Genomic DNA, 24,753 nt, shown 5'->3' with positions numbered 1-24,753 from the left:
GGTGCCCGGGGGCCGAGCGCCCGGGCACCACACCGCCCCCGCTGCCCCGGAAACGGCCCGCCCGCCGCCGCAAAGGGCAGCGGTCCCTTCCCCCGCTCCGGGTACTCGCGGCCTGTTCTTCGCACCCGCGCGCGGGCGAGGCTGGCCGGTGGAGAGTCATCGACAGACTGTGAGGTGGGCCGTGACCGGCACTGCTGGCCCGGCAAAGCATTCCCGGCTGGGCCGACTGACCGGCGCGGTGGTGCTGTTGGCGCCCCTGTTGCTGGTCGGGTCGGCCGCCGCCCCGCACGGGGCGGGCCAGGCCGTCGCCGCCCCGGTGGACGCGGATCCGCTCCAGGCGGGGCGTATCGCCTTCGCCGGCACCGAGCACCGCAGCCTGGGGCGGGCGAACGACGCGGACACCACCGATCCGCTGTTCGGCGACGGGCCCGCCCACTACGACCAGGACCCCTCCGCCCGCGGTGACGTCCTGGTCTTCACCAGCCTGCGCGACAACGCCAGGCCCCAGGTGTACGTGCGCGGCGCGGACGGGTCGGTGCTCCGGCTCACCACCGACCAGGACACCGCCCACCCCGAACTCTCCCCGGACGGCCGGACCGTGGTCTTCGACGCGGCCGAGCCCGGGCCCGGCGGCACGGTCCAGCGTGACCTGTGGTCGGTCGGGGTCGACGGCTCGAATCTGCGCCGGCTCACCGACACCCCCGACAACGAGGAGTCCCCGACCTGGTCGCCGGACGGCACGAGGATCGCGTACGCCTGCGACGGCGACGCCGCACGGGGGTGGCAGATATACGAGCGGGCCGTCGACGGCGGTCCGCAGACCCGGATCAGCGACGGCCCGGCCGGCGACGCCACCGAGCCGTCCTGGAACCCGGTCGACGACGAGGCCCGCCGAGGCCTCGTCGCGTACACGCTCACCACGAACCCCGACCCGGACGTCGACGACGGCACCGAACTCCGCGCCACCCAGGGCCTCGGGACCGACCGGCCGCTGTTGGCCGGACCGCACGCCGAGTGGGGCACCCGCTCGGCGTCCTGGCTGCCCGACGGCAACGACATCGTCTTCCTCAGCCCCTACCACACCTGCGGCTGCGACGACTTCGACCATGTGTACCGGGTGACCGCCTTCGAGGGCGACGCGCCGCCGGACCAACTGGTCAACGAGAACCGCGAGGTGGGACCGCCCACCTGGTTCGCCCCCGCCGGGACCGTCATCGTGCCCCGGATCACCGCGAAGCCGGACGGCCTGCTGTCGGCGGCCCACGTCGTGACGCTCCAGGACGTCCGGCAGGACGGCTCCGACCCCCGCGACCTGCACCTCACCATCCTCAAGGAGGACCCGGCGGCCCGCACGAACGACAACCCCGCCGAGGACCCGCTGTTCAACCCGGCCGACGGCTACGACCCGTGGACCGAGCGGCAGAACTACACGCCCGACGGCCGGCGCATCGTCGTCACCCGCTTCGAGGACTCCGACGCCGGGCGGATCGAGCGGATCTGGATGGCCGACGCCGACGGGACGAACGCGGCGGTGCTGCCGCTCGCCGGGCGCGGTCCGAACGACTGGGACACCGACCCCACCTTCTCGCCCGACGGCACCAAGCTCGCGTTCACCCGCACCTCGCCCGGCGGCACCGGGGAGGCGGCCGGACCGGGCCGGATCCTCATCGCCGACGTCGCCACAGGCGCGATCCTCGACGAGGTCCGGCCGCCCGAGGGCCAGCAGGCGGGCGGCGACGCCCAGCCGACCTGGTCCTCCGACGGCGTCAACCTCGCCTTCACCCGTAACCAGGTCATCAACGGCAACGGCGGCAACAAGCACATCTGGGTCGTGCCCGTGGCGAGCCTCGACCGGCAGCGGGACCTGAGCGCCACCATCTGCCCCGGCGACTGCGAAGTCATCGACGACAGCCCGGCGTTCTCCCCGGACGGTCTGAAGGTGGCGTTCAACCGCAAGGACGGCGGCGGCCGGGTCAACGAGCAGGCCGGCGTCCTCATCAAGCCGCTGAGCGGCGGCGGCTGCCGGGTCGTGCTGCCCTCCGTCCAGAAGGACAACCCCGCCGGCTGCGACCTGCCGATCCCCGACACCACCGCGACCGGCCCCCACCAGCCCCGTGACGTGGCCTGGTCGCCCGACGGCTCCAAGCTCCTGTTCACCTCGCGCCGGGAGCTCGCCCCGAACTCCATGGAGCAGCTCTCCGTACTCGACATCGCCTCCGGCGACCTGGCCCCCGTCGACAACACGCACGCCGGACGGCAGAAGGAGCCCGCCTTCCAGCAGTCGGTCGACCTGGCGCTGACCGCACCGCCCACCGCCCCCGCGGTGGAGGTCGGCTCGTCCACCGAGGTGACGATCACCGTCACCAACCGGGGCCCCTCGCCCTCGCCCGGCACCACGCTCACCGTCGACGCCCCGCCCGGCGTACGGCTGGAGGAGCTGACCACCGACGCCGGTACCTGCGCCGCCGGCACGCCCCAGTGCGACCTCGGCATCGTCCCGCCCGGCGCCGATGTGACGATCACCGCCCGGCTGACCGGTGTGACCACCGGCGACCAGCGGATCAACTGGTCCGTCACCGGGGCCGTCCTCGACCCCAACCCCACGGACAACGCCACCGGAACGATCGTCCCGGTCGAGGACGTGCCGCCGCCGACCCCGACCCCCACGCCCACCACGCCCGCCCCGACCCCCACGACCCCCGACCCGACGCCCACCCCCACCCCGACGACCCCCGCGCCGCCGCCGACGACCACTCCGCCTCCGCCCCCGGCCCCCGCGCCCCCGCCGCCCGCGCCCGAGGCCGGACCCGGTGTCACCGTGCGGGCCCAGCCCAGCCCCGGTTACGTCGGCGGCAAGGTCGTGGTGACGTACACCGTGCGCAACGGCAGGAACGCGCTCGCCACCGGACTCCGGCTGAAGCTCGGACTGCCCGCGAACATCCCCGCCGGACCGTCCCCCGCGGGCTGCGCAGGCGGCACCTGCACGCTTCCCGACCTCGCACCGGGCGCGTCCACCGTCGTCAGCGTCGTCCTGTCGCCCGACAAGGCGCTCCGTACGACGATCACCGCGTCGCTCACCACCACGGGAACCGACGCGAACCTCCGCGACAACGTCTCCCGGATCCCGCTGCGCATCCTCCAGCCCCGCATCATCGCGGTGCCCAAGGTCGGCAAGCCCGGCTTCGTCACCTCCGTACGGGGCAAGGACTTCCCGCCCGGCGCGCCCGTCACCCTGAGCTGGAAGCCCGGGATCACCGCAGCGGCCGTCCCGACCCGGCCGCTGGGCGACGGCACGTTCATCGCCCAGCTCCTCATCCTGGCCAAGGACGAGACCGGGCCGCGCGACATCACCGCGAAGGGCCCCGGGTTCAGCCCCGTGAAGACGGACTTCCTCGTGGTGCTCGGCACCATCACCCCGCCCGACGAGGTGATCCGCCGATGATCCACGAAGTCGACGAGGGGCTGCGGCTGCTGCTGGCCGAGGCCGGTCTGGAGGACAGCGGCGTCGACCTGGTCTTCGACGCCCCGACGAAGGACTGGTCCGCCCGCCGCAACGCCCCGACCGTCAGCGTCTTCCTGCACGGCATCCGCGAGGACGCGGGCAGGCGGCGCACCGGCACGGCCGAGGTGCACGACGGGGAGGGCGTGGTCACCGGCTGGCGGACCCCGCCGCGCTGGTTCGAGCTGACCTATCTGGTCACCGCCTGGACCAACCGCCCGCAGGACGAACACCGGCTGCTCTCCGAGGTGTTGCGCACCCTCGTCCGCTCCGATGTGCTGCCCGCCCGGCTGCACACCGGCAGCCTCGCCGAACTCGGCCTGACCGTGGAGCTGGAGGCGGCCGGGCCGGGCGCCGGCGGACCGTCCGCCTCGGACGTCTGGTCCGCGCTCGGCGGCGAGCTGAAGGCCGCGATCGACCTCCGGGTCGTCGCACCGCTGGCCGGCGAACGCACCCCCGCGGGACCGCCGGTCACCGAAGGACTCGTGATGAAGGCCGCACCGCACCTGAACGACGACGGCGACGACGGCGACCCCGGTCGGCGACTGCGCTACGACGGGGCGTCCGATCCTGGCGCGGCGGGCTTCGCCGCGCCCCGGGAACGACGACTGCCGCCCGGCCGACGCAGGCGGGGGAACGCCGCACGATGACCCTGGCACCACAACAGACTTACGAGCAGGGCCCTTTGGCGGATGTCGGAGAGCTCTGGGAGCGGCTCGGCAGGATCGAGCAGCGGGTCCGGGAAGCCGTCGCGGCCCGCCGGGCCGTCGACCCGGACCCCGACGACCCCTACCGGGGGCAGTACCTCACCCCCGAGGCCGCGGCCCGGATCCTGGAGACCCGCGACGCGTTCACCCCCGTACCGCCGTACGAGGACGGAGCCCCGGCGGACAGGCCCGCCGAGGGTCGGCTCGGTCGGCTGGCCGAGCGGTTCGGCCTCGTGCCGCTGGACGTCGAACTGCTGCTGGTGGCCCTGGCCCCGGACATCGACCCCCGGTTCGAGCGGCTGTACGGCTACCTCAACGACGACCTCACCCGCCGCCGGACCACCATCGGCCTGGCCCTGGAACTCTGCGGGCTGCCCGCGGCGGGCTCCGGCCGCTTCCGGTTCTCGCCCGCCGCACCGCTCGTCGCGGGCGGCCTACTGGAGATCACGGAACCCGAACGGCCGCTGCTCTCCCGGCTGTTGCGCGTACCGGACCGGGTCACCGCGCACCTCCTCGGCGACGACGAGACCGACGGCCGACTGCGCGGGCTCGTCCGGGAGGCCGCGCCCCCGCCGGAACCGGACGAGCGGCCCGAGGTCCCCCTGATCGCGGCCGCCCTCGGCACCGGCAGCGGTCTGGTGCACCTGCTCGACCGGGGCGGCGATCCGCGCGGCCTCGCGGTCGAGGCGCTGCACGCCGCCGGCCGGCGCCCACTGGTCGTCGATATCGCGGCGCTCGCCACCGCCGCCGAACCGGCCCCGCTCGTACGGGCGTTGGCGACCGAGGCCCGCCTCGGCCGGGCCGGGGTGGTCCTCGGTCCGCTCGAAACGCTCGCCCCCGAACGCCCCGAGGGGGCCCGGGTGCTCGCCTCGCTCTGCGCGGCGCTCGACTCCACGCCCCTGATCGCGTACGGGAAGAAGAACTGGGACCCGCTGTGGACGGCGGAGAGCCCGGTGCCCGTCACCGTCCTGCCGCCCGGACCCGACGGCACGGCCCGGCAGTGGCGGCGCGCGCTCGCCGAAGCGGGCCGGGCCGTCGGCCTGTCCGCCGCGCACGCGACCGCCGACGACGCCCTGATCGAGGCGGCCGCCGCCTACCGGCTCGACTCCGGCCAACTGCGTAGGGCCGCCACCGTCGCGTCCCGGCTGGCCGTCCTCGGGCCCCGGCCGGTGACCCCGGAGGACCTGCGCACGGCGGTCCGCGCCCAGAACGGCGCGGGCCTGGAGCGGCTCGCCCGCCGCATCGAACCCGCGGTCGGCTGGGACGACCTGGTGCTGCCCCCGGCGACCCGCACCCAGCTCTCCGAACTCGCCCTGCGCGCCCGCCACCGCGAAACGGTGCTCGGACAGTGGCGGATGCGGCCTGGCGGCGGCCGGGGCAGAGGCGTCATCGCGCTGTTCGCCGGGGAGTCCGGCACCGGCAAGACCATGTCCGCCGAGGTGATCGCCGCCGAACTGGGCATGGAGCTCTACGTCGTGGACCTGTCCACGGTGGTGGACAAGTACATCGGAGAGACCGAGAAGAACCTGGAGCGGATCTTCGTCGAGGCGTCCGACGTCAACGGCATCCTGCTGTTCGACGAGGCCGACGCGATCTTCGGCAAGCGGTCCCAGGTCAAGGACGCCCACGACAAGCACGCCAACGTGGAGTCGGCCTACCTCCTGCAGCGTATGGAGTCCTTCGACGGCATCGCCGTGCTCACCACCAACCTGCGGGCCAACCTCGACGAGGCGTTCACCCGCCGCCTCGATGTGATCGCCGAGTTCCCGATGCCCGACGCCGAGCAGCGCCTGGCCCTGTGGGACCGCTGCCTGGGCCCGGCGATCCCGCGCGACCCCGCGCTCGACCTGGAGTTCTGCGCGAACCGCTTCGAGCTGGCCGGCGGCTCGATCCGGGCCTGCGCGGTGACCGCCGCCTACCTCGCGGCCGAGTCGGGGACGCCGCTGGACATGGACCAGCTCGTCACGGCGGTGCTCCAGGAGTACCGCAAGCTGGGGCGGCTGGTGCTGGAGAGCGAGTTCGGGCCGTGGCTGGCGAAGGAGCGGGCGCGCGCCGGACGGTAGCTCGTACGGGTACGGGTACGGGGCGCTGCCGGCGCTCGCCGCGTCACAGCACCTCGTGCGGGACCGGGGCGCAGCCGGGGGCCGCTCGCCGGTCGCGCGAGCGGCCCCCGGCCGGTTCCGTTACGGGTGTGGCTAGTTGGTGTTGAGCGTCAGCCCGTAGTAGCGGAGGGCGTCGTCGAGCGGCTGGAAGTAGGAGGAGCCGCGCGAGTTGACCCCGCCGGTGCACCGCTGGTCGGTCGGGCCGCCGGAGGTCATGCCCTGGGCCTGGTTTCCGGAGATGTACGCGCCGCCGCTGTCGCCGCCCTCCACGCAGACGCTGGAGGTGGCCAGGCCGCTGACGACCGTGTCGGGGCCGCCGTTGCGGTCGATGTAGGTGACGGTGTTGTTGTACGAGCCGATCGTGCCGCAGGTCCAGCCGGTGGTGGCGCCGGACTTGCAGACCGCGGCGCCGGACGAGGCGCGGGCGCCGCCCCGGACGGCGACCGGGCTGCCGTTCCCCCAGGTGCCGACGCCGGTGGTGATCGAGTGGCCGGAGTTGATGGTCAGGATGCCCATGTCGACGCTGCGGGTGCCGAGCGCGTAGCGGGTCCTGTAGCCCTGGGCGAAGGCCGCCCCGTCGTAGCGCAGGGTGTTGGTGACGCAGTGGCCGGCGGTCACCAGATACTGCTTGCCGGAGCTGTCACGGGCGCCGTAGCCGACGGAGCACCACTGGGTGGTGTTGTTGAACGTCATCTTGCTGCCGGGGTAGATCGCGGCCTTGGCCTCCAGCTTCTCCTGGCCCCGCACGATCCGGACGGCGGAGCCGTGCTCGGCGGCCTTGGCGAGGAACGCCTTGGCGGCGGCGCCCCGGTCGTTGTTGACCTTGACGGTCACCTGGTCGGACGGCAGGTCCACGGACCAGGCGACCACGCCGGAGGGAGCCTTCCCGGCGGCGAGCCGGTCCAGCTGGGCCTTGATTCTGTCGAGTGCGGCCTGACCTCTGGCGGGCACCCGCGCCGCGAGGCCGGCCTGCTCGATCCTGGCCGCCTCGGCCTGGTCGTCGGCGTTGACGGTCAGCCGGCCCGAGGCGTCGAAGAACGCCCCGTCGCCGGATATGCCGCTCTTCCGCAGGCCGGTGAGCTTGGCCTGCTGGGCGTCCTGCCGGTCCAGCCGGTCGGCCGCGGCCTGCTCGCTCACACCGAGCGAAGCGGCCAACGCCCGGACCATCTCGGGCTGGTAGCGGGGGGCGGGTGCCCCGTCCCGCGCCTGCGCCATGGTCTGGGTTCCCAGAACCGTGGCGGCCGAGAGCAGGACGCCCGCGGCGGCAAGGCAGTACTTACGAGAGTTGCGCACGCTGATTCCTTCCGGATGACAGCCAGAGACCCGTATGGGGGGTGAATCGCCGGGCCCTGCCTGACGGAGAGTTCAGAACTCGCCGTGAGCCGAACTATTGAGGCCCCGCGTTCGCCGAGATATCCGGAGCGACGCATTCACGGATACGCAGATAACGCGAAGGACGCCTCACCGCCTCACCGCCTCGGCGCTTCAGAGCCGGCGGAGTTCCCACAGCCGCCAGACGGCGTCCTCGGCGAGGCGGTGCCCGCCCAGGACGGTGGAGCGCGTGACCACTTGACGCTGCTTGTGCCAGACGGGGATCAGCGGAGCGTCCTTCGCGATCGTGTCCTGGACCGCCCGGAACCGCTGCGTGGCTTTGCTGCGATCGGTGAACCGCTGGGTGTCCCGGATGGCGTGGTCGACCTCGGCCGACGTATAGCCGTTGCCCAGGACGTTGCCGGTCCCCACCAGCGGCTGGACGAAGGTGTCCGCGTCGGGGAAGTCCGGTATCCACTGGTAGAGGTGGACGTCGAACTCGCCCTTCAGACAGCGCTTCTGATACGTGGTGAAGTCGCGCTCCTCGATCAGCTCGACCCGGAACAGACCGTCCTTTTCCCACTGCTTCTTCAGTACGCCCGCCTCGACTGCGGCGATACCGGTCTGGTGGCCGAGTTTGATGCGCACCGGAGTGGTGACGCCGGCGGACCGCAGGCGTCGCGCCGCATACGCGGCGTCCGCCTCCGGGTAGCGGTCGAAGAACGCCGTGCTGTGTCCGACGACGCCCTGCGGGACGAGTGAGTACAGCGGCGTCACCGTGTGCTCGAACACCTCGCTCGCCAGATGTCCGCGGTCGATGAGTGCGGCGAGGGCTCTGCGGGTCTCGGCATGCCCCAGGGGCTTTCGCGGGGAGCGCAGGTTCAGTACGAGGTAGTGCGCCTCGGCGCTGTCTCCGGCGGAGAGCCGTACGTCCGTGTCGCTGGGGTCGATCTCGGCGAGGGTGGCGGCCGGAAGCCCGGCGTAGGCGATGTCGACCGTTCGGGCGTTCCAGGCCTCCTCGACGTTCTGCGATGTCTCGAAGTAGTGGACCTGGACCGCGACCCCCCGCTTGGTCACGGCGCCGTTGTAATCGGCGTTCGGTTTCAGGGTGATGGACTTCCCGGCCGTGTAGGACGCGATGACATAGGGTCCCGACCCCGAGGCGCTCTTCTCCTCCCGCAGCCGGTGCGACGGGAATTCCGCCGGGTCGACGATGGACCCGGCCCCCGTGGCGATTTTCGACGGCCAGGTGGCATCCGCGGTCGCCAGGTGGAACGTCACGAGGGAACCCTTGGCGTCCACGGAGCGAAGGTTCGCGAACAGCGGTCCCGGCCCCAGCGGATCGCGGATACGCAGAATGCGTTCGAACGACCGCTTCACCGCCGTCGCCGTGAGGGGGTTCCCGTTGGAGAACGTGAGGCCGTCACGGAGTTCGCACCGATACGTGGTGAGTGCGGGGGAGGTGAATGCGCAGGACTCGGCCGCGTCGGGCTTCGGGGTGGGCGACCCCGGCTCGAAGGTGAGCAGGTTCTGGTAGATGTTGGTGAAAACCGCCCAGGATCCGGCGTCGTACACCCCGGCGGGGTCCAGTCCGGCCAGAACACTGGATGTCCCGATGGTGATGGGCTTGCCGTCCGCGTTCTCGGTCGGAGATAACTGACAGCCACTGGCGAACAGAAGAGCAAAGGATCCTGCCACGATTCCGGGGCGGATGAATTTCATGGAGATGCTCATGCTTCCCTTGGTGATGGGCATGGCGGTGCTGTGCGTCGGTGGATGGAACCTAGTGACAGAGCGTGGGCGTTTTTATCCGTAGGCGTGAATCACGGATACGGCGTTGTGCGCACCGTCCGGCCCGCTCCGCTACGGGTCCGCCGGGCCGGAGGCGGTGGAGATGCCGCCCGCCCGGCGTCCGCCCCCCCGCCCGCCCGCCGTCGCCGGGCTTCGGTCGGCCGGATGCGCGGCGAGCGCGGCCGGGACCGCCCGGGAGCGCCGGGATACGTACGGGGCGCGGCAGAGATACGTATAGGTGATCGGGTCATTCCGGATATTGAGGACCGGGCGCGCCTCGTACGTTGGGAGAACCTGCCAGTGGTGGATCCGACGCGAGGGAACGCGAGGAAACGCGAGGCGAACAGCCCCGGCGACGCGCATCCGTCGCAGCCCGCGCCGGTGGGGCAGGAATCCGCGACACCGAGGAGATGGCGTCATGGCCGAGCTCTACTTCCAGGTCAATGTCCCCACCCGGAACTCGCTGCAGCCCGAGCGGTGCGGCCTGCACGTCTTCACCGGGTGCGCGGAGACCGAGTCGGACGCCCTGCGGATCGCGCGCGAGGCGTGCGACGCGGCGGTCGCCGCACAGAAGGCGGGCTTCGCCATCCCGCGCCGACGCCCGGACGGCTGGGGTGCGCGCGGGGTGCGTTCCGGCTGGGTGTTCGACTGGACGGCCGCGACCGTGGCCGTCTGGGAGCACGACCGAAGCTTCTGGGCCGACCGGTCCTTTCTGCCGCCGGGGCCGCGTCAGAGCCGGTGAGCGAGGTCGCGGCGGGAGAGCGCGCCGGTCTTCCGCATGGCGCCGGCGATGTGCTGCTCCACGGTCCGCGGGGAGAGATGCAGGGTCGCGGCGATCTCCCGGTTGGTCAGGCCGGACGAGGCGAGCTGGGCGACCTCCGCCTCCCGGGGGGACAGCTGGTCGGAGTGCGACGGGCGTCCGGGAGGGCGGCCCTTCTTGGCCGGCTGCCGGGTGCGCAGCAGGGCTCTGGCCCGCGTCGCGTCCCAGACCGCGCCCAGGTCGGTGAAGTGCTGGGCGCAGGACTCCAGTTCGGCGATCGCCGACGCGGTGGCGGCACGGTCGCCGGCCGGGACGGCCGAGCCGCCCGCCGCTGACGCTCCGGCGCCGTGGGCTCCCGCACCGTCCGCCGCGCCTTCGGCCACTCCCGCCCCGCTCGCCCCGTCGGCCCTACTCGCCTCACCCGCTCCGCCCGCCTCACCCGCGGCGTCCGCCGCGAGCACACAGCGCCCGGCGCACTCCGTGGTCAGCGCCTGGCTGTAAGGGCGCGGAAGCTCCGCGTAGGCCGCCGCCGCCTTCCGGTACGACTCCGCGGCCGTCAGCAGACCACCCGGCCGCCCCTGGGCCAGCGCCTCGCTCTCGGCGAGGACGGCCCGGCTCCAGACCAACGAGGCTCGGGCGGCGGGCGCGTCGGCCTCTCCGAGACCCTGGGCGAAGTCGCGGACCATGGCGTGCGCGCCGGTCGTGTCGCCCGCGCGCGCCAGTGCCTCCACGGCCCACGGCGCGAGCTCCGCGGCCCAGGGCCACACCCCCTTCTCGGCCACCACCGTCCACGCGGCCCGCGCCTGTTCCGCCGCGTCCGCCACCTCCTGGCGGGCCAGCGTCAGACGGATCACCGCGCCGGCCGCGGTCGCGCCCAAGGGCACCGGCAGGTTCTCCGTCCCGAACGTCCCTCGCTGGGACAACCAGGCCCGGGCCTCGCCCCAGTCCCCCTGGGCGACGGCGAGCAGGCCGCGTACGACATAGGCGTCGGAAGCGATGAACGGCATGTCCGCGGTGTCGGCGATGAAGTCCTCGCACCTTCTCGCCAGGCCCAGCCACTGGCCGGTCCACCACTCCTGGAGCAGCCGCGTCCCCGACGCGCTGTGTTCGGTGTACGGCGCGCCGCTGCGCGTGGCCAGCTCGCGCCCCTCGGTCAGCAGGCCGTCCACGCGCCGGTAGAAGCCGAGCCAGACGGCGGAGTCCGCGGCATTGCACAGACCGCGTGCCGCCTGCCGGGCGCAGGCGGGGTCCGCGCTCTTCACGGGCAGCCGCTCCACCAGGTCCCACGCCTCGGGGTCGGCCCAACTCATGGCGAGCCCCACATGGTTGGCGAGGACCGCCGTACGCATGGCCTCGTCCCCGCTGTCGTCCGCCGCGGCCACGGCCTTGATCAGCCACCCCCGGTGGACGTCGAGGGAGGCGCCCGGCCAGTACGGGGTGACCAGGGCCGCCATGGCGCGGGCGGCCAGCACGGACCGGACCTCGCGCAGTTCGGCGGCGGCGATCTCCAGCACCCGCCAGCCGTCGGCGAACCGGCCCATCTGGTTGGAGAGCATCAGCCCCAGGTCGAGCCGCAGCTCACCGCGTACGGCCGGGGGCAGGTCCGCGTCCTGCACGATCTGCGCGAGCACCTCCACGGTCTGGTCCGAGCGCAGCCCGGTCACCGCGTTACGGGCCAGCAGCGGCGCCAGCCGGGCCCGGGCCTGCGGGGGCATGCCGGGGGTGGCGAGCGTCCGCTCCAGGAGGGTGATCGCCTCCTGGTGCCGGCCGGACGCCGCCGCCGACTCGGCCGCCTTCTCCACCGCCCTGAGCCACCGGCGGTCGTCTCCGGCCGCCCGGTGGTGTTCGCCCACGGCTGCCCAGGCCACGGGCTGTCTGCGGCTGAGCACACCGGCCGCCCGCCGGTGCAGATCCTGCCGTACGGGCCCGGGCACGGTGTCCCGTACGGCAGCGGCGGCCAGCGGGACGGCGAAGCCGTAGCGCCCCTCGCCCAGCTCCGCCAGGGCCGCGCTCTCCAAGGCTCGGAGCAGGGCGTCGCTCCCCGGTACGGCCCCGAGCCCCGACACCGCGATCAGCTCGTCCCGGGCGGCGGGCCCGTCGAGGACGGCGGCCGCCCAGACCAGCGGCCGGTGCGCCGGGGACAACGCGTACGTGCGGCTCAGCACCAGCTCCGCCAGCCGGGTCGGCACACCGGCCGCGGCCACCTCGGCGGCCGTGCCGGCGAAGGCCGGCCGCTGTTCCCGCAGCATGGCCAGCAGATCGACGACCGCCCGGGGAACCCCACCGGTGCGCTCGTGCAGCGTGCCCACCGCCTCGTCCGTACAGCTCTCGCCCAGGACCTCCGCGGCGGCCCGGCGGACGCGTTCCTCGTCCCAGGGCGCCAGGCGGCTCTTGAGCACCGTCAGCCGGAAGGGGTACGACAGGGCGGAACCGCCCAACGGCATCCCGGCAACGGGGAGCTCCTCGGGGCGGTAGGCCACCGCGGCCGCCGATCCGGGCTCCAGCCCCTCCAGCACCCGCCGCAGCCGTCGCAGCTCGTCCTCGTCGGCCCGGTGGACGTCGTCCACCAGCAGAAGAGTCGGCTCCCGCCGGAACGCGCTCTCCTCCGGCTGTCCGTCGACGGCCCCGCACCGCCACCACAGACGGGCCACATCCGGAGTCTCGGGCAGGTCGGCCAGTTTGTGCAGCAGATGACTCTTTCCCAGACCGGCGGAGCCTTCGACGAACAACAGCACCGGCCCGGCGTCCGGGTCGGCGAAAGCGCGGGCGAGGGACCGCAGGGCAGCACCACACGTCGCGATCACGTCGCCACCCTCGCTCTCCGTCGTCCCGGGCCCACCACAGTGCGCCCAGGCCCATTCTGGGCGAACGGCAACGGACGCACCTCTTCACGGGCAGTCGCCCGCGGTCACGGTCCGCGCACGGGGGAGGATGCCGGTGCCGGGCGTACGGAAGGCCCTTCGGCGGAACGGCGCGCAGCGGAGCACGCCCGGCCGACTGCCACACACAGGGCGCAGTGCCCTTCCGGCTGGGACCCCGAAGGACGACGCGCGCAGGTTCCTTCCGCAAGCCCGGTCACCGCGGCCCGAAGCTATGCCACGGCCGCGCTCCCCTATATCCGAGGAGGCGGATTCACGGATACCCGATCAATGCTCGGCGCTCGGCGTACAGGCTCAGCACTCGATGATGTTCACCGCGAGCCCGCCCCGCGCCGTCTCCTTGTACTTCACGCTCATGTCGGCCCCGGTCTCCTTCATGGTCTTGATGACCTTGTCGAGGGAGACCTTGTGGCTGCCGTCGCCCCGCAGCGCCATCCGCGCCGCGGTGACCGCCTTCACCGCCGCCATGCCGTTGCGCTCGATGCAGGGGATCTGGACGAGGCCGCCGACCGGGTCGCAGGTCAGGCCGAGGTTGTGCTCCATGCCGATCTCGGCGGCGTTCTCCACCTGCTCGGGGGAGCCGCCGAGGACCTCGGCCAGGGCGCCGGCCGCCATCGAGCAGGCGGAGCCGACCTCGCCCTGGCAGCCGACCTCGGCGCCGGAGATCGAGGCGTTCTCCTTGAACAGCATGCCGATCGCACCGGCCGCGAGGAGGAAGCGCACGACGCTGTCCTCCTTCTCGGTCTCGGTGCAGCCGCCCGCCGCGAAGTTCATGTAGTAGTGCAGAACGGCGGGGATGATGCCCGCCGCGCCGTTGGTGGGGGCGGTGACGACGCGGCCGCCCGCCGCGTTCTCCTCGTTGACCGCCATCGCGTAGAGGGTGATCCACTCCATCGCGTGGGCCTGCGGGTCGCCCTCGGCGCGCAGCTGGCGGGCCGAGTTCGCGGCGCGGCGGCGGACCTTGAGGCCGCCGGGGAGGATGCCCTCGCGCGACATGCCGCGCGAGACGCAGGCCTGCATGACGCGCCAGATGTCCAGCAGCCCGGAGCGGATCTCCGCCTCGGTGCGCCAGGCCAGCTCGTTCTCCAGCATCATCTGTGAGATGGACAGGCCGGTCTCGCGGGACAGGCGCAGCAGCTCGTCGCCGGTGCGGAAGGGGTGCCGCAGGACGGTGTCGTCCGGGACGATCGGGTTCTCGCCGGCCACCGCGTCCTCGTCGACGACGAAGCCGCCGCCGACCGAGTAGTACGTCTTCTCCAGGACCGGGGCGCCCTCGGTGTCGTACGCGAAGATCGTCATGCCGTTGGCGTGGTACGGGAGTGCCTTGCGGCGGTGCAGGATCAGGTCGTCGTCGAAGGCGAAGGGGATCTCGTGCATGCCGAGCAGGTTGATCCGGCCGGTGGAGCGGATCGTCTCGACCCGGGCGTCCGCCGTCTCCACGTCGACGGTCTGCGGGGACTCGCCCTCCAGGCCGAGCAGGACCGCCTTGGGCGTGCCGTGCCCGTGGCCGGTCGCGCCGAGGGAGCCGTACAGCTCGGCCCGTATCGACGCGGTGTGCGCGAGCAGGCCCTCGTTCTTCAGGCGGCGCGCGAACATCCGGGCGGCGCGCATCGGGCCCACCGTGTGGGAGCTGGACGGGCCGATGCCGACCGAGAAGAGGTCGAAGACCGAGATGGCCACGGGAGTACTCCTTGGGGTTGGAAGACGCCGTTGTCTGCCTGGGTGGTGCGGGACAAGCGGAACAAGAAGGATCATCGGGGACACGGTTCGGGGCACCGCGCTCACTCTGTTCAGTGTGCGCGGTGCCCCGTCCGAACGTGCGGAACCGCAGGCCGGCTGTTACTTCAGGCCGGGGTACAGCGGGAACTTCTCGGCCAGCGCGACCACGCGGGCCTTGAGGTCGTCCGCGTCGTAGGACGGCTTGAGGGCGGCGGCGATGATCTCCGCGACCTCGGTGAAGTCCTCGGCGCCGAAGCCGCGGGTGGCCAGCGCCGGGGTGCCGATCCGCAGGCCCGAGGTGACCATCGGGGGGCGCGGGTCGTTCGGGATGGCGTTCCGGTTGACCGTGATGCCCAGCTCGTGGAGCCGGTCCTCGGCCTGCTGGCCGTCCAGCTCGGAGTTGCGCAGGTCGACCAGGACCAGGTGCACATCGGTGCCGCCGGAGAGGACGGAGACGCCCACCTCGGTGACGTCCGGCTGGACCAGGCGCTCGGCCAGGATCCGCGCGCCGTCCAGGGTGCGCTGCTGGCGCTCCTTGAACTCCTCGCCCGCCGCGATCTTGAACGAGACCGCCTTGGCCGCGATCACGTGCTCCAGCGGGCCGCCCTGCTGACCCGGGAAGACCGCCGAGTTGATCTTCTTGGCGAGCTCCTGGGTGGAGAGGATCACGCCGCCGCGCGGACCGCCGAGGGTCTTGTGCGTGGTGGTGGTGACGACATGGGCGTGCGGCACCGGGTTGGGGTGCAGACCGGCCGCTACCAGGCCCGCGAAGTGCGCCATGTCGACCATCAGATACGCGCCGACCTCGTCCGCGATCCGGCGGAAGGCGGCGAAGTCCAGCTGGCGCGGGTAGGCGGACCAGCCGGCCACGATCAGCTTCGGCTGGGACTCCTTGGCGAGGCGCTCGACCTCCTCCATGTCCACGACGCCGGTCTCGTCGACGTGGTACGGGACCACGTTGTAGAGCTTGCCGGAGAAGTTGATCTTCATGCCGTGGGTCAGGTGACCGCCGTGGGCCAGGTTCAGGCCCATGATCGTGTCGCCCGGCTTCAGCAGCGCGAACATCGCGGCGGCGTTCGCCTGCGCACCGGAGTGCGGCTGGACGTTCGCGGCCTCGGCGCCGAACAGGGCCTTGATCCGGTCGATCGCGATCTGCTCGACGACGTCGACGTGCTCACAGCCGCCGTAGTAGCGGCGGCCGGGGTAGCCCTCGGCGTACTTGTTGGTGAGGACGGAGCCCTGCGCCTCCATGACGGCGACCGGAGCGAAGTTCTCCGAGGCGATCATTTCGAGGGTGGACTGCTGACGGTGGAGCTCGGCGTCGACGGCGGCGGCGACGTCCGGGTCCAGCTCGTGGAGGGAGGAGTTCAGAAGCGACATCAGGGGGTCCCTTAAGGTCTCAGTTGCCGGAGAACGCGGTGTACTCGTCGGCGGAGAGCAGATCGGCCGGCTCCTCCGCGACGCGCACCTTGAACAGCCAGCCGCCCTCGAAGGGAGCGGAGTTCACCAGCGAGGGGTCGTCCACGACGTCCTGGTTGGCCGCCGTCACCTCACCGGTCACCGGCGAGTACAGATCGCTGACGGACTTGGTCGACTCCAGCTCACCGCAGGTCTCGCCCGCGGTCACCGTGTCACCGACCTCCGGAAGCTGGGCGTAGACGACGTCACCGAGCGCGTTGGCCGCGTACTCCGTGATGCCGATGGTGGCGACGCCGTCCTCGACGGCCGACAGCCACTCGTGCTCCTTGCTGTACCGCAGCTGCTGGGGGTTGCTCATGACCTGAATTCTCCTGTACGCGGGGGAGTGCTGATGAACGGTGGTCTTACGGTGTGAGACGGAGGTACGTCACTTCCGTGACGCCTGCGCGCCGGTGAGGAGGGCCCGGAATGCGCCGTTCCCTCCGGGATATCACTTCTGGCGCTTGTAGAACGGCAGCGCGACGACCTCGTACGGCTCGTGCGTGCCGCGGATGTCCACGCCCACGCCCTCGGTGCCCGGGGCGGCGAAGGCCGCGTCCACGTACGCCATGGCGATCGGCTTGCCCAGGGTCGGGGAGGGGGCGCCGGAGGTGACCTCGCCGATCACCTTGCCGTCCGCGACGACCGGAAAACCGGCGCGCGGGACCCGGCGGCCCTCGGCGACCAGGCCGACCAGCTTGCGCGGCGGGGCGGTCTCGGCGCGCTCGGCGGCGGCCTTCAGCGCCTCGCGGCCGACGAAGTCGCCCTCCTTCTCGAACTTCACGACCCGGCCGAGGCCCGCGTCGAACGGGGTCAGCGCGGTCGTCAGCTCGTGCCCGTACAGCGGCATGCCCGCCTCCAGGCGCAGCGTGTCCCGGCAGGAGAGGCCGCAGGGGATCAGGCCGTGCCCGGATCCGGCCTCGGTCAGCGCCCGCCACAGCTGCTCGGCGTGCTCGGGCGCGACGAAGAGTTCAAAGCCGTCCTCGCCGGTGTAGCCGGTACGGGCGATGAGCGCCGGAACCCCGGCGACCGTGCCCGGCAGGCCCGCGTAGTACTTCAGCCCGTCCAGGTCGGCGTCGGTGACGGCCTTCATGATGGCGGGGGACTCGGGGCCCTGGACGGCGAGCAGCGCGTACGCGTCCCGGTCGTCGCGCACCTCGGCGTCGAAGCCCTCGACGCGGGCGGTCAGCGCGTCCAGCACGATCTGCGCGTTGCCCGCGTTGGCGACCACCATGTACTCGGTCTCACCGAGGCGGTAGACGATCAGGTCGTCCACGATGCCGCCGTCCTCCTGGACGATCATCGTGTAGCGGGCCCGGCCGTTGCCGACGGTGGCGATGTTGCCCACCAGCGCGTAGCTCAGGAAGGCGGCGGCCTCGGGGCCGGTGACGGTGATCTCGCCCATGTGCGACAGGTCGAAGAGGCCGGCGCGGGTGCGTACGGCGTTGTGCTCGTCGCGCTCACTGGCGTACCGCAGCGGCATGTCCCAGCCCGCGAAGTCGGTCATGGTGGCGCCGAGCGAGCGGTGCAGCGCGTCGAGGGCGGTGAGACGGGGGGCAGTGCTCATGGATACGGCTCCAGGGCATGACGACGTCAGGACGAATCCTCCCCATCTGTCATCGGAACCTGAGAGGTTCGCCGATAGCCCCTGACGGGGTATGCCCCTGGGGGCGCCCCTGTTCAGGGGGCTCGGCTTGCACCTTGGGTGGAGCCGCAGGGCGGCTCGCTTTTCAGATCTGCCTCATCCACGCGGTACGGGGCCTGAGAGATTCAAGGGAGGATCTTGCTCCTTCGGCGCCCGGCTCACACTGTGGCCGGAACTCTCCCGCGCGGATTCGAACGGCCGGTATGCAGTTGGCGGGGTCATCATCGCACGCATTGGTGGAGAGTGGGGGGTCAGGTCCCCACGCAGGTGAAGGCGGCGAGGGCAGTTGTGCCGTATTGCCTTTTCTTTACACTTCAGGAGCAGGTGTGGGTGACCCGACGGCAGGGGGATGGGCGATGACGTTGCAGCGGTCGGCACCGACCGCGGGGGTCGCGCACGACGCGATGCCCGCACAGCCCGGCGCACCCGTGAGGGAACTGCTCATAGAGGGTGCGCCGGTGGTACGCGACCTGCGCGGGCGCGCCCGCTGCGGTCCGTACTGCCTCGATTTCACCGCCGGTGACGTCGTAGTGGTCTCCGGGCTCCCCGGCAGCGGGAAGTCGACCCTCATCCGACGGGCCGTGCGCGGCCGCGCCATCGACTCCCAGAACACCCGCGACAGCTGGGCCGCGGCCCTGCCCCGCTTACTGCCCTACGCCCTCTACCGCCCCCTGGTGCGCGCCGCGCACTACCTCGGCCTCTGGAACGCCCTGCGCTCCGGTGAATCCGTCGTCGTGCACGACTGCGGCACCCAGACCTGGGTACGCCGCTGGCTCGCCCGGTACGCCGTGAGCCGGGGCCGCGCCCTCCATCTGATCCTGCTCGACGTGACGCCCGAGGTGGCCCGGCAGGGGCAGCGCGAGCGCGGCCGCGGGGTCTCCGGTTACGCCTTCGCCCGCCACCGGCACGCGGTGGCCCGGCTGCTCCGCGACACCGAGCAGGGCCTGCTGCCCCCCGGCTGCGCCTCCGCGGTGCTGCTGGACCGGGTGGCCGCGGGAGCGCTCGGACGGATCTCCTTCACGGAGGCCGAGGTCTCCGCCACCCGCTGAAGGTTAGGGTGCTGGCCGGAGCACGACGGCCGCCGCGCGCGGCCGAGGCGGTCGAGAGAGGCACAGAGGCAGTGGACATTCCGGCACCCGCACCGGCCCACCCCCAGCAGAGGTGGCCCGCCAACGAGCTCGAAGAGGTGCTCACGGCCTCGCTCGGCGTCCCGGACGCGGGCGGCCGCCTCGTCGAGGTGCTCGGCCGCAGCTCCGTCTGGGTGCCGCTGCCGGGCGGCGGCAGCCCCGCGAGCGCGGACCTCGACCTGCCGATGATGGAGATCGACGGCGCGGCCTTCGTCCCCGTCTTCAGCTCCGAGGCCCAGTTCCTCAGCTGCGTCGGCAGCCATATGTCCTTCGCCGTCGCGCCGGCCCGCGACTTCGCCCGGGGCCTGCCCCCGCAGGTCGGCATCGCGGTGAACCCGGGCGGCGCGGTCGGCATACCGCTCCCGCCACCCGCCGTCGCCGAGCTCTGCCGGGCCGGCCGCACCGCCCTGGACGGGCCCGCCACCGGCGGCCGGGTCAAGCTGTACGAACCGGACTGGCAGCACGACCCGGTCGACTTCCTCACCGCCGTGTCCGAGGAGTTCGAGGCCACCGGCGTGGTGAGCACCGCCCGCCGGGCGCTGGCCAGCATCGAGGGCGGCGACCCGGTCCTCTTCGTCGGCGTCGAGTTCGCCACCTGGGACGGCGCGGGCCAGAGCGCGCCCATGGACGCCATCGGCCGGGCGCTGGGCCGGGTCCAGGTGCCCTGGCCGGTCAACCTGGTCCTGCTGGATGTGGCCCAGGACCTCGTCGGCGACTGGATGCGGGAGAGGGTACGCCCGTTCTACCGGCGCGAGGGCCACTGATCCACCGGTACGAGGCCCGTCGGCGGCAGCAGGACCGGACGCCGCCGGACCGTGGCGTCAAGTCGGTGTCAGAAGTGGCGCATAAGCTGGTTTGATGGCGTGGTCGCTCCCGTGTGCCCGGGAGCGGTGGCGTGAACGCGATGGATCGACGAGGGGCGGGACCCAGGGTGAGTGCGTCAGGCACTGCGGCGGCCGGGAAGGTCGAGCACATGCTGCGCCAGGTGACCCCCGGGCGTTACGACACCTACGAGGCGCTGCTCGCCGCGGTCGCCGAGGGCCGGATCTGGATGCTGCTCTGGCACGGCACGGCCGGCTCACCGGACGCCCAGTACGGCAACATGGAGATCGACGGCCTGGGCTACGCCCCCTGCGTCACCTCCGCCCAGGAGCTCTCCGCCAGCGGCTGGAACCGGTCCCACGAGCTGGTCACCGGACGGGATATCGCCCGCGCCCTCTTCCCCGACCGCTGGGGCATCTGGCTCAACCCGCACGCCCCCGGCGGCGGCGTCGGCATCCCCTGGCTCGACCTGCGGCGCATCGCCACCGGCCTGGACCGGCTGCCCGCCGGACCGCTCCGGCTCTCCGAACCCGCCATCGAACTCCCGCAGTTCTACGCCCTGCTCACCCAGAACGCCCACCGCACCCCCGCGATCCGCTCGCTGCGCCGCGCCTGGGTGCACCCGGCGGTCGGCGTCCCGTACCTCGCGATCGGCCTGGACCTCTACGACACCGGCCGCGCCGCTGTCGAATCGGTGCGCGAGATGATGCGGCAGTCGGTCGGCGCGGTCCCCGACGGGCTGCCCGTCTCCACCGTCGCCATGTCCGACGAGTACGACCCGGTCGGCATGTGGCTGCGCGCCAACACCCGCCCCTTCTACGACCGCGAGGCACACGCCCCCGCCGGTCCGCCGCCCCTCGCCGCCCCCGGATACGGCTACCCGCCCCAGGGCATGTCCGGCGGATCCTGACCGGGTCCACGCCCCTGCCCCGCTGAGCCCCGGACCAGGGTCGAGCGGTCGGGCGCGCCCGCCGTCTCCGTACTCGGGCGCCCGCCCCTCCGCCTCCGGTCACCCTCCGTCGAACACCCCTCGATGTCCGGCTTGTTAACTTCCCCCGGGAGGATGTCCCGGAACTGGACGGTTTGTTAACTGTCCGGGTCTCGACTAGGTCTCACCGCTATCCGGACTGTTCTCTTGCGGCAGGCACCGTCTGTAGTGTGCGGCCATCAAACCTCACCACATGGCGAACCAGGGGTGGACCCATGCGAATATTCAAGTCCCGGGCTGTCCGGGCGATCACGACAGCGGTCGCTGTCGGTCTGATCGCCACGGGCTGTTCCAGCGAGCGGGACGAAGGCGGCTCCAAGGGGGGCGACAAGAACACCTTCGTCTTCGCCGGAGCCGGTGACCCCGGTTCCCTCGACCCGGCCCTCGCGAGCGACGGCGAGACGTTCCGCGTCACCCGTCAGGCCTTCGAGGCGCTTCTGGAGCACGAGCCCGGTGGGAGCAAGCTCGTCGGCGGCCTCGCCGAGACGTGGGAGAGCGACACGGCCGGCAAGGTCTGGACGTTCAACCTGCGCAAGGGCGTGAAGTTCCACGACGGCGAGGCGTTCAACGCCGCCGCGGTCTGCGCGAACTACGACTACTGGTTCAACTGGACGGGCACGTACCAGTCCAGCGCGGTCTCCTACTACTGGCAGACCATCATGGGCGGGTTCGCGAAGAACGAGGACCCCGAGACGCCCAAGCCGAACTACAAGTCCTGCACCGCCAAGGACGAGAACACGGCTGTCATCGAGGTCAACGAGCCCTCGGCGAACCTCCCGGGCGGCTTCTCGCTCCAGGCCCTGGCGATCCACTCGCCGAAGGCCCTCAAGGAGTACGCGAAGCAGAACGCGACCGCCAAGGGCGACGCGATCACGTACCCGAAGTACAGCCAGGAGGCCGGCACGGTCGCCGGCACCGGCCCGTACAAGATCGTGAAGTGGAACAAGGGGAACAAGGAAGTCTCCCTGGAGCGCTTCGACGACTACTGGGGCGAAAAGGCCAAGGTGAAGAACCTGGTCTTCCGCACCATCTCCACCGAGGAGACCCGCCGCCAGGCGCTCCAGGCCGGTGACATCGACGGCTACGACCTGGTCGCGCCGGCCGATGTGACGACGCTGGAGAAGGAGGGTTACGAGGTTCCGACCCGTGACGTCTTCAACATCTTCTACGTCGGTATGAGCCAGTCGGCCAACCCGGCGCTGAAGAAGCCCGAGGTCCGTCAGGCGATCACGCACGCCATCGACCGCGAGAACCTCGTCAACACCCAGCTGCCCGAGGGCGGCAAGGTCGCGACCCAGTTCATGCCCGACACGGTCGCCGGCTTCTCGGACAAGGTGAAGACGTACCCGTTCGACACCGCCAAGGCGAAGGACCTCCTCAAGCAGGCCGGCGAGGAGAAGCTCTCCATCGACTTCTGCTACCCGACCGAGGTCACCCGCCCGTACATGCCTGCCCCGCAGGACATGTTCGAGCTGATGAAGGCCGACCTGGAGAAGGCCGGCATCACCGTCAAGCCGAAGGCCATGAAGTGGGCCCCGGACTACCTGGACGCCACCGAGGCGGGCTCCTGCGCCCTGCACATGCTCGGCTGGACCGGTGACTTCAACGACGGCTACAACTTCATCGGCACCTGGTTCGCCGGACCGGACAAGCAGTGGGGCTTCAAGGACCAGAAGGTCTTCGACGCCGTGAACGCCGCTTCCAAGGTCACCGACCCGGCCGCCCGCACCGAGGCCTACAAGAAGGCCAACGAGGCGATCGCGGAGTACGTCCCGGGCGTGCCGATCTCGTCGTCGCCGCCGGCCATCGCGTTCGCCAAGAACGTCAACCCGCCGAAGGTCTCCCCGCTGACGCAGGAGAACTTCGCCGAGGTCTCCTTCAAGTAATCGCACACCAGCGGGTCCGCCCGGCCACAGCAACCAGGTGGCCGGGCGGACCCGCATCGACGCACGTGAGAAAGGGGCATGCGGGGTGCTGCGACTCGTCGTAAGAAGACTTCTCCAGCTCATTCCCACCCTGCTCGGCCTGTCGGTCCTGCTGTTCCTCTGGCTGAACCGACTGCCCGGCGGACCCGCCTCAGCGATCCTGGGCGAGCGGGCCACCGAAGCCGAAGTAGCGAGAATCAACCGGGCACTCGGGCTCGACGAGCCGGTCCACGTCCAGTACTGGCGGTTCCTCAAGCGCATCTTCGAGCTCGACCTCGGAACCTCCACCCAGACCGGCCAGCCGGTGTGGGACGAATTCACCCTGCGCTTCCCGGCCACCGTGGAGCTCAGCGTCGCCGCCATCCTGATCGCCGTGGTCGTGGGCATCCCGATGGGCTACCTGGCGGCCAAGCACCGAGGCGGATGGCTGGACGTCGCCTCCGTCTCCGGATCCCTCCTCGGCATCTGCATCCCGGTCTTCTTCCTGGCCATGCTGCTGCGCGGGATCTTCTCCGTGGAACTGGGCTGGTTCCCGAGCCAGGGCCGGCTGACCACCGGACTCAACGCCACCGACATCACCGGATTCTCCGTACTGGACGGGTTGTTGACCGGCGAACTCGACGCGAGCTGGGACGCGATCATGCACTTGATCCTGCCCGCCGTCGCGCTGGCCTCGATCCCGCTCGCCGTGATCGTCCGGATGACCCGCGCCAGCGTCCTGGAGGTGCTCGGCGAGGACTACATCCGCACCGCCGAGTCCAAGGGCCTGGACAAGAAGACCGTGCGCGGCCGCCATGTGCTGCGCAACGCCCTGCTGCCCGTGATCACCGCGGTCGGCCTGCTGACCGGCAGCCTGCTCTCCGGTGCGGTGCTCACCGAGTCCGTCTTCGACTTCGGCGGCATCGGCTCCTTCATCCGTACCGCGATCGACGGCCGTGACTACCCGGTCCTCGTCGGATTCATTCTCTTCATCGCGATGGTGTACGTGCTCATCAACCTCCTGGTCGACCTCGCGTACAGCATCATCGACCCGAGAGTGCGGGTGCACTGACGTGACGATCATGACCAACAAAGCAGACAAGATCGACCGTCTCGCCGAGCTGACCCAGAGCACCGAGACCGTCACCGGCACCAGCCTGTGGCGCGAGGCGTTCCGCAGGATGCGCTCCAGCAAGATGGCGATCATCGGCGCGGCGATCATCACCGTGTTCATCCTCGTCGCGATCGTCGGCCCCTGGGTCGCCCCGCACGGGCCCACCGCGCAGAACTGGCGCAGCGAAGTCTTCCCCAACCAGGGCAAGTTCGTCGGCATGCGCGGCGAGAACTGGTTCGGCCTGGACCACCTGGGCCGCGACATGTTCTCCCGCTGGCTCGTCGGAGCCCGGCAGACGCTGCTCGTCGGTGTCGTCTCCATGCTCATCGGCCTGATCGTCGGTGCGCTGGTCGGTGTGCTCTCCGGAGCCGCCGCCACCCTCGGCGGCAAGGTCGGCCAGCGCGTCGACACCGTGATCATGCGCTTCACCGACATCATGCTGTCGCTGCCCTCGCTGCTGCTCGCCGTCTCCATCGCCGCGGTCCTCGGGCAGTCGCTGACCACCGTGATGATCGCCGTGGGTGTCGTCCAGATCCCGATCTTCGCCCGCCTGCTGCGCGGTTCGATGCTCGTGCAGGGCGGCGCGGACTATGTGCTCGCCGCGAAGGCGGTCGGCATCCGGCGCAAGCGGATCGTGCTCACACAGATCCTGCCGAACTCGCTGAGCCCCGTGATCGTCCAGGCCACCCTGAGCCTGGCCACCGCGATCATCGAGGCCGCGGCCCTGTCCTACCTGGGCCTCGGCAACCCCGACCCGGCCGTTCCCGAGTGGGGAGTGATGCTCTCCCAGGCGCAGCGTTTCTTCGACAACGAGCCGATGATGGCCGCCTATCCGGCCGTCGGGATCATCATCACCGCCCTCGGCTTCACCCTGCTCGGCGAGTCCATGCGCGAGGCCCTCGACCCGAAGTTGCGAGGCTGAAGTCC

17 protein-coding genes and 1 riboswitch are annotated in these 24,753 nt (G+C 71.7%); of the genes, 10 read left to right on the top strand and 7 right to left on the bottom strand.

The features are described 5' to 3' along the window. Positions 1–181 precede the first annotated feature (181 nt). From G3I54_RS00605 to G3I54_RS00595, 3 genes are read left to right on the top strand one after another with little or no spacing between them, the layout of a single operon-like run. Positions 182–3,442: a DUF11 domain-containing protein gene (locus tag G3I54_RS00605; RefSeq protein WP_164609960.1), complete on the top strand. Its 3,261-nt coding sequence runs from the start codon at positions 182–184 to the stop codon at positions 3,440–3,442. Beyond that, a complete protein-coding gene (locus tag G3I54_RS00600) occupies positions 3,439–4,149 on the top strand; it encodes a DUF4255 domain-containing protein (RefSeq protein ID WP_164609958.1) in 711 nt (236 codons plus the stop codon). The genes G3I54_RS00605 and G3I54_RS00600 overlap by 4 nt, the downstream gene beginning before the upstream one ends. After that, the gene (locus G3I54_RS00595) at positions 4,146–6,269 is read left to right on the top strand and encodes an ATP-binding protein (RefSeq protein WP_164609956.1); all 2,124 of its coding nucleotides are present in this window, start codon (positions 4,146–4,148) and stop codon (positions 6,267–6,269) included. The genes G3I54_RS00600 and G3I54_RS00595 overlap by 4 nt, the downstream gene beginning before the upstream one ends. Before the next feature lie 132 nt (positions 6,270–6,401). On the opposite strand, the gene G3I54_RS00590 is transcribed toward G3I54_RS00595, so the two are convergent. Together G3I54_RS00590 and G3I54_RS00585 are read right to left on the bottom strand one after the other, a co-directional pair. After that, the gene (locus G3I54_RS00590) at positions 6,402–7,601 is read right to left on the bottom strand and encodes a S1 family peptidase (RefSeq protein ID WP_164609954.1); all 1,200 of its coding nucleotides are present in this window, start codon (positions 7,599–7,601) and stop codon (positions 6,402–6,404) included. 192 nt (positions 7,602–7,793) lie between these two features. Then, positions 7,794–9,353, bottom strand: a complete 1,560-nt coding sequence (locus G3I54_RS00585) for an ABC transporter substrate-binding protein (RefSeq protein ID WP_239144161.1) — start codon at positions 9,351–9,353, stop codon at positions 7,794–7,796. A gap of 475 nt (positions 9,354–9,828) precedes the next feature. On the opposite strand from G3I54_RS00585, the gene G3I54_RS00580 reads away from it, so the two are divergent. Continuing rightward, positions 9,829–10,152, top strand: coding sequence for a hypothetical protein (locus G3I54_RS00580; protein WP_164609950.1), 324 nt, complete (start codon positions 9,829–9,831; stop codon positions 10,150–10,152). On the opposite strand, the gene G3I54_RS00575 is transcribed toward G3I54_RS00580, so the two are convergent. The 5 genes from G3I54_RS00575 to gcvT all read right to left on the bottom strand — a co-directional run bounded on the left by G3I54_RS00575 (position 10,140) and on the right by gcvT (position 17,793). Further along, complete coding sequence (locus G3I54_RS00575; RefSeq protein ID WP_164609948.1) at positions 10,140–12,974, bottom strand: LuxR C-terminal-related transcriptional regulator; 2,835 nt, start codon at positions 12,972–12,974, stop codon at positions 10,140–10,142. The two genes, G3I54_RS00580 and G3I54_RS00575, sit on opposite strands and share 13 nt — an antisense overlap. A gap of 369 nt (positions 12,975–13,343) precedes the next feature. Further along, a complete protein-coding gene (locus G3I54_RS00570) occupies positions 13,344–14,729 on the bottom strand; it encodes an L-serine ammonia-lyase (protein ID WP_164609946.1) in 1,386 nt (461 codons plus the stop codon). Between the two features lie 159 nt (positions 14,730–14,888). After that, a complete protein-coding gene (glyA, locus tag G3I54_RS00565; RefSeq protein WP_164609944.1) occupies positions 14,889–16,148 on the bottom strand; it encodes a serine hydroxymethyltransferase in 1,260 nt (419 codons plus the stop codon). Between the two features lie 19 nt (positions 16,149–16,167). Continuing rightward, positions 16,168–16,545 carry a glycine cleavage system protein GcvH gene (gene gcvH / locus G3I54_RS00560; RefSeq protein ID WP_006127740.1) on the bottom strand — a complete coding sequence of 126 codons (378 nt, stop codon included), beginning with the start codon at positions 16,543–16,545 and terminating at the stop codon, positions 16,168–16,170. A 132-nt stretch (positions 16,546–16,677) separates the two neighbouring features. Further along, positions 16,678–17,793: a glycine cleavage system aminomethyltransferase GcvT gene (gcvT, locus tag G3I54_RS00555; protein WP_164609942.1), complete on the bottom strand. Its 1,116-nt coding sequence runs from the start codon at positions 17,791–17,793 to the stop codon at positions 16,678–16,680. 173 nt (positions 17,794–17,966) lie between these two features. Continuing rightward, positions 17,967–18,064, bottom strand: a riboswitch (glycine riboswitch). A 163-nt stretch (positions 18,065–18,227) separates the two neighbouring features. Between gcvT and G3I54_RS00550 the strand changes: the two genes are divergently transcribed. The 6 genes from G3I54_RS00550 to G3I54_RS00525 all read left to right on the top strand — a co-directional run bounded on the left by G3I54_RS00550 (position 18,228) and on the right by G3I54_RS00525 (position 24,748). After that, on the top strand, positions 18,228–18,920 hold the full coding sequence (locus G3I54_RS00550) for an AAA family ATPase (RefSeq protein WP_164609940.1): 693 nt from the start codon (positions 18,228–18,230) through the stop codon (positions 18,918–18,920). 71 nt (positions 18,921–18,991) lie between these two features. Continuing rightward, on the top strand, positions 18,992–19,762 hold the full coding sequence (locus G3I54_RS00545; RefSeq protein WP_164609938.1) for an enhanced serine sensitivity protein SseB: 771 nt from the start codon (positions 18,992–18,994) through the stop codon (positions 19,760–19,762). A gap of 209 nt (positions 19,763–19,971) precedes the next feature. Next, positions 19,972–20,730, top strand: a complete 759-nt coding sequence (locus tag G3I54_RS00540; protein WP_203685330.1) for an enhanced serine sensitivity protein SseB C-terminal domain-containing protein — start codon at positions 19,972–19,974, stop codon at positions 20,728–20,730. Positions 20,731–21,023: 293 nt separating this feature from the next. Then, entirely contained in the window at positions 21,024–22,694 is a 1,671-nt protein-coding gene (locus G3I54_RS00535; RefSeq protein ID WP_164609933.1) for an ABC transporter substrate-binding protein, read from the top strand. A gap of 85 nt (positions 22,695–22,779) precedes the next feature. Further along, on the top strand, positions 22,780–23,784 hold the full coding sequence (locus G3I54_RS00530; protein WP_164609931.1) for an ABC transporter permease: 1,005 nt from the start codon (positions 22,780–22,782) through the stop codon (positions 23,782–23,784). 1 nt (position 23,785) lies between these two features. Next, positions 23,786–24,748, top strand: a complete 963-nt coding sequence (locus G3I54_RS00525) for an ABC transporter permease (RefSeq protein WP_164609929.1) — start codon at positions 23,786–23,788, stop codon at positions 24,746–24,748. Positions 24,749–24,753 lie beyond the last annotated feature (5 nt).

The organism is Streptomyces sp. SID14515 (assembly GCF_010548505.1).
In the GTDB taxonomy this organism is placed as follows: Bacteria; Actinomycetota; Actinomycetes; order Streptomycetales; family Streptomycetaceae; genus Streptomyces; species Streptomyces caviscabies.
This window is presented reverse-complemented; position numbering and strand designations above follow the sequence as displayed.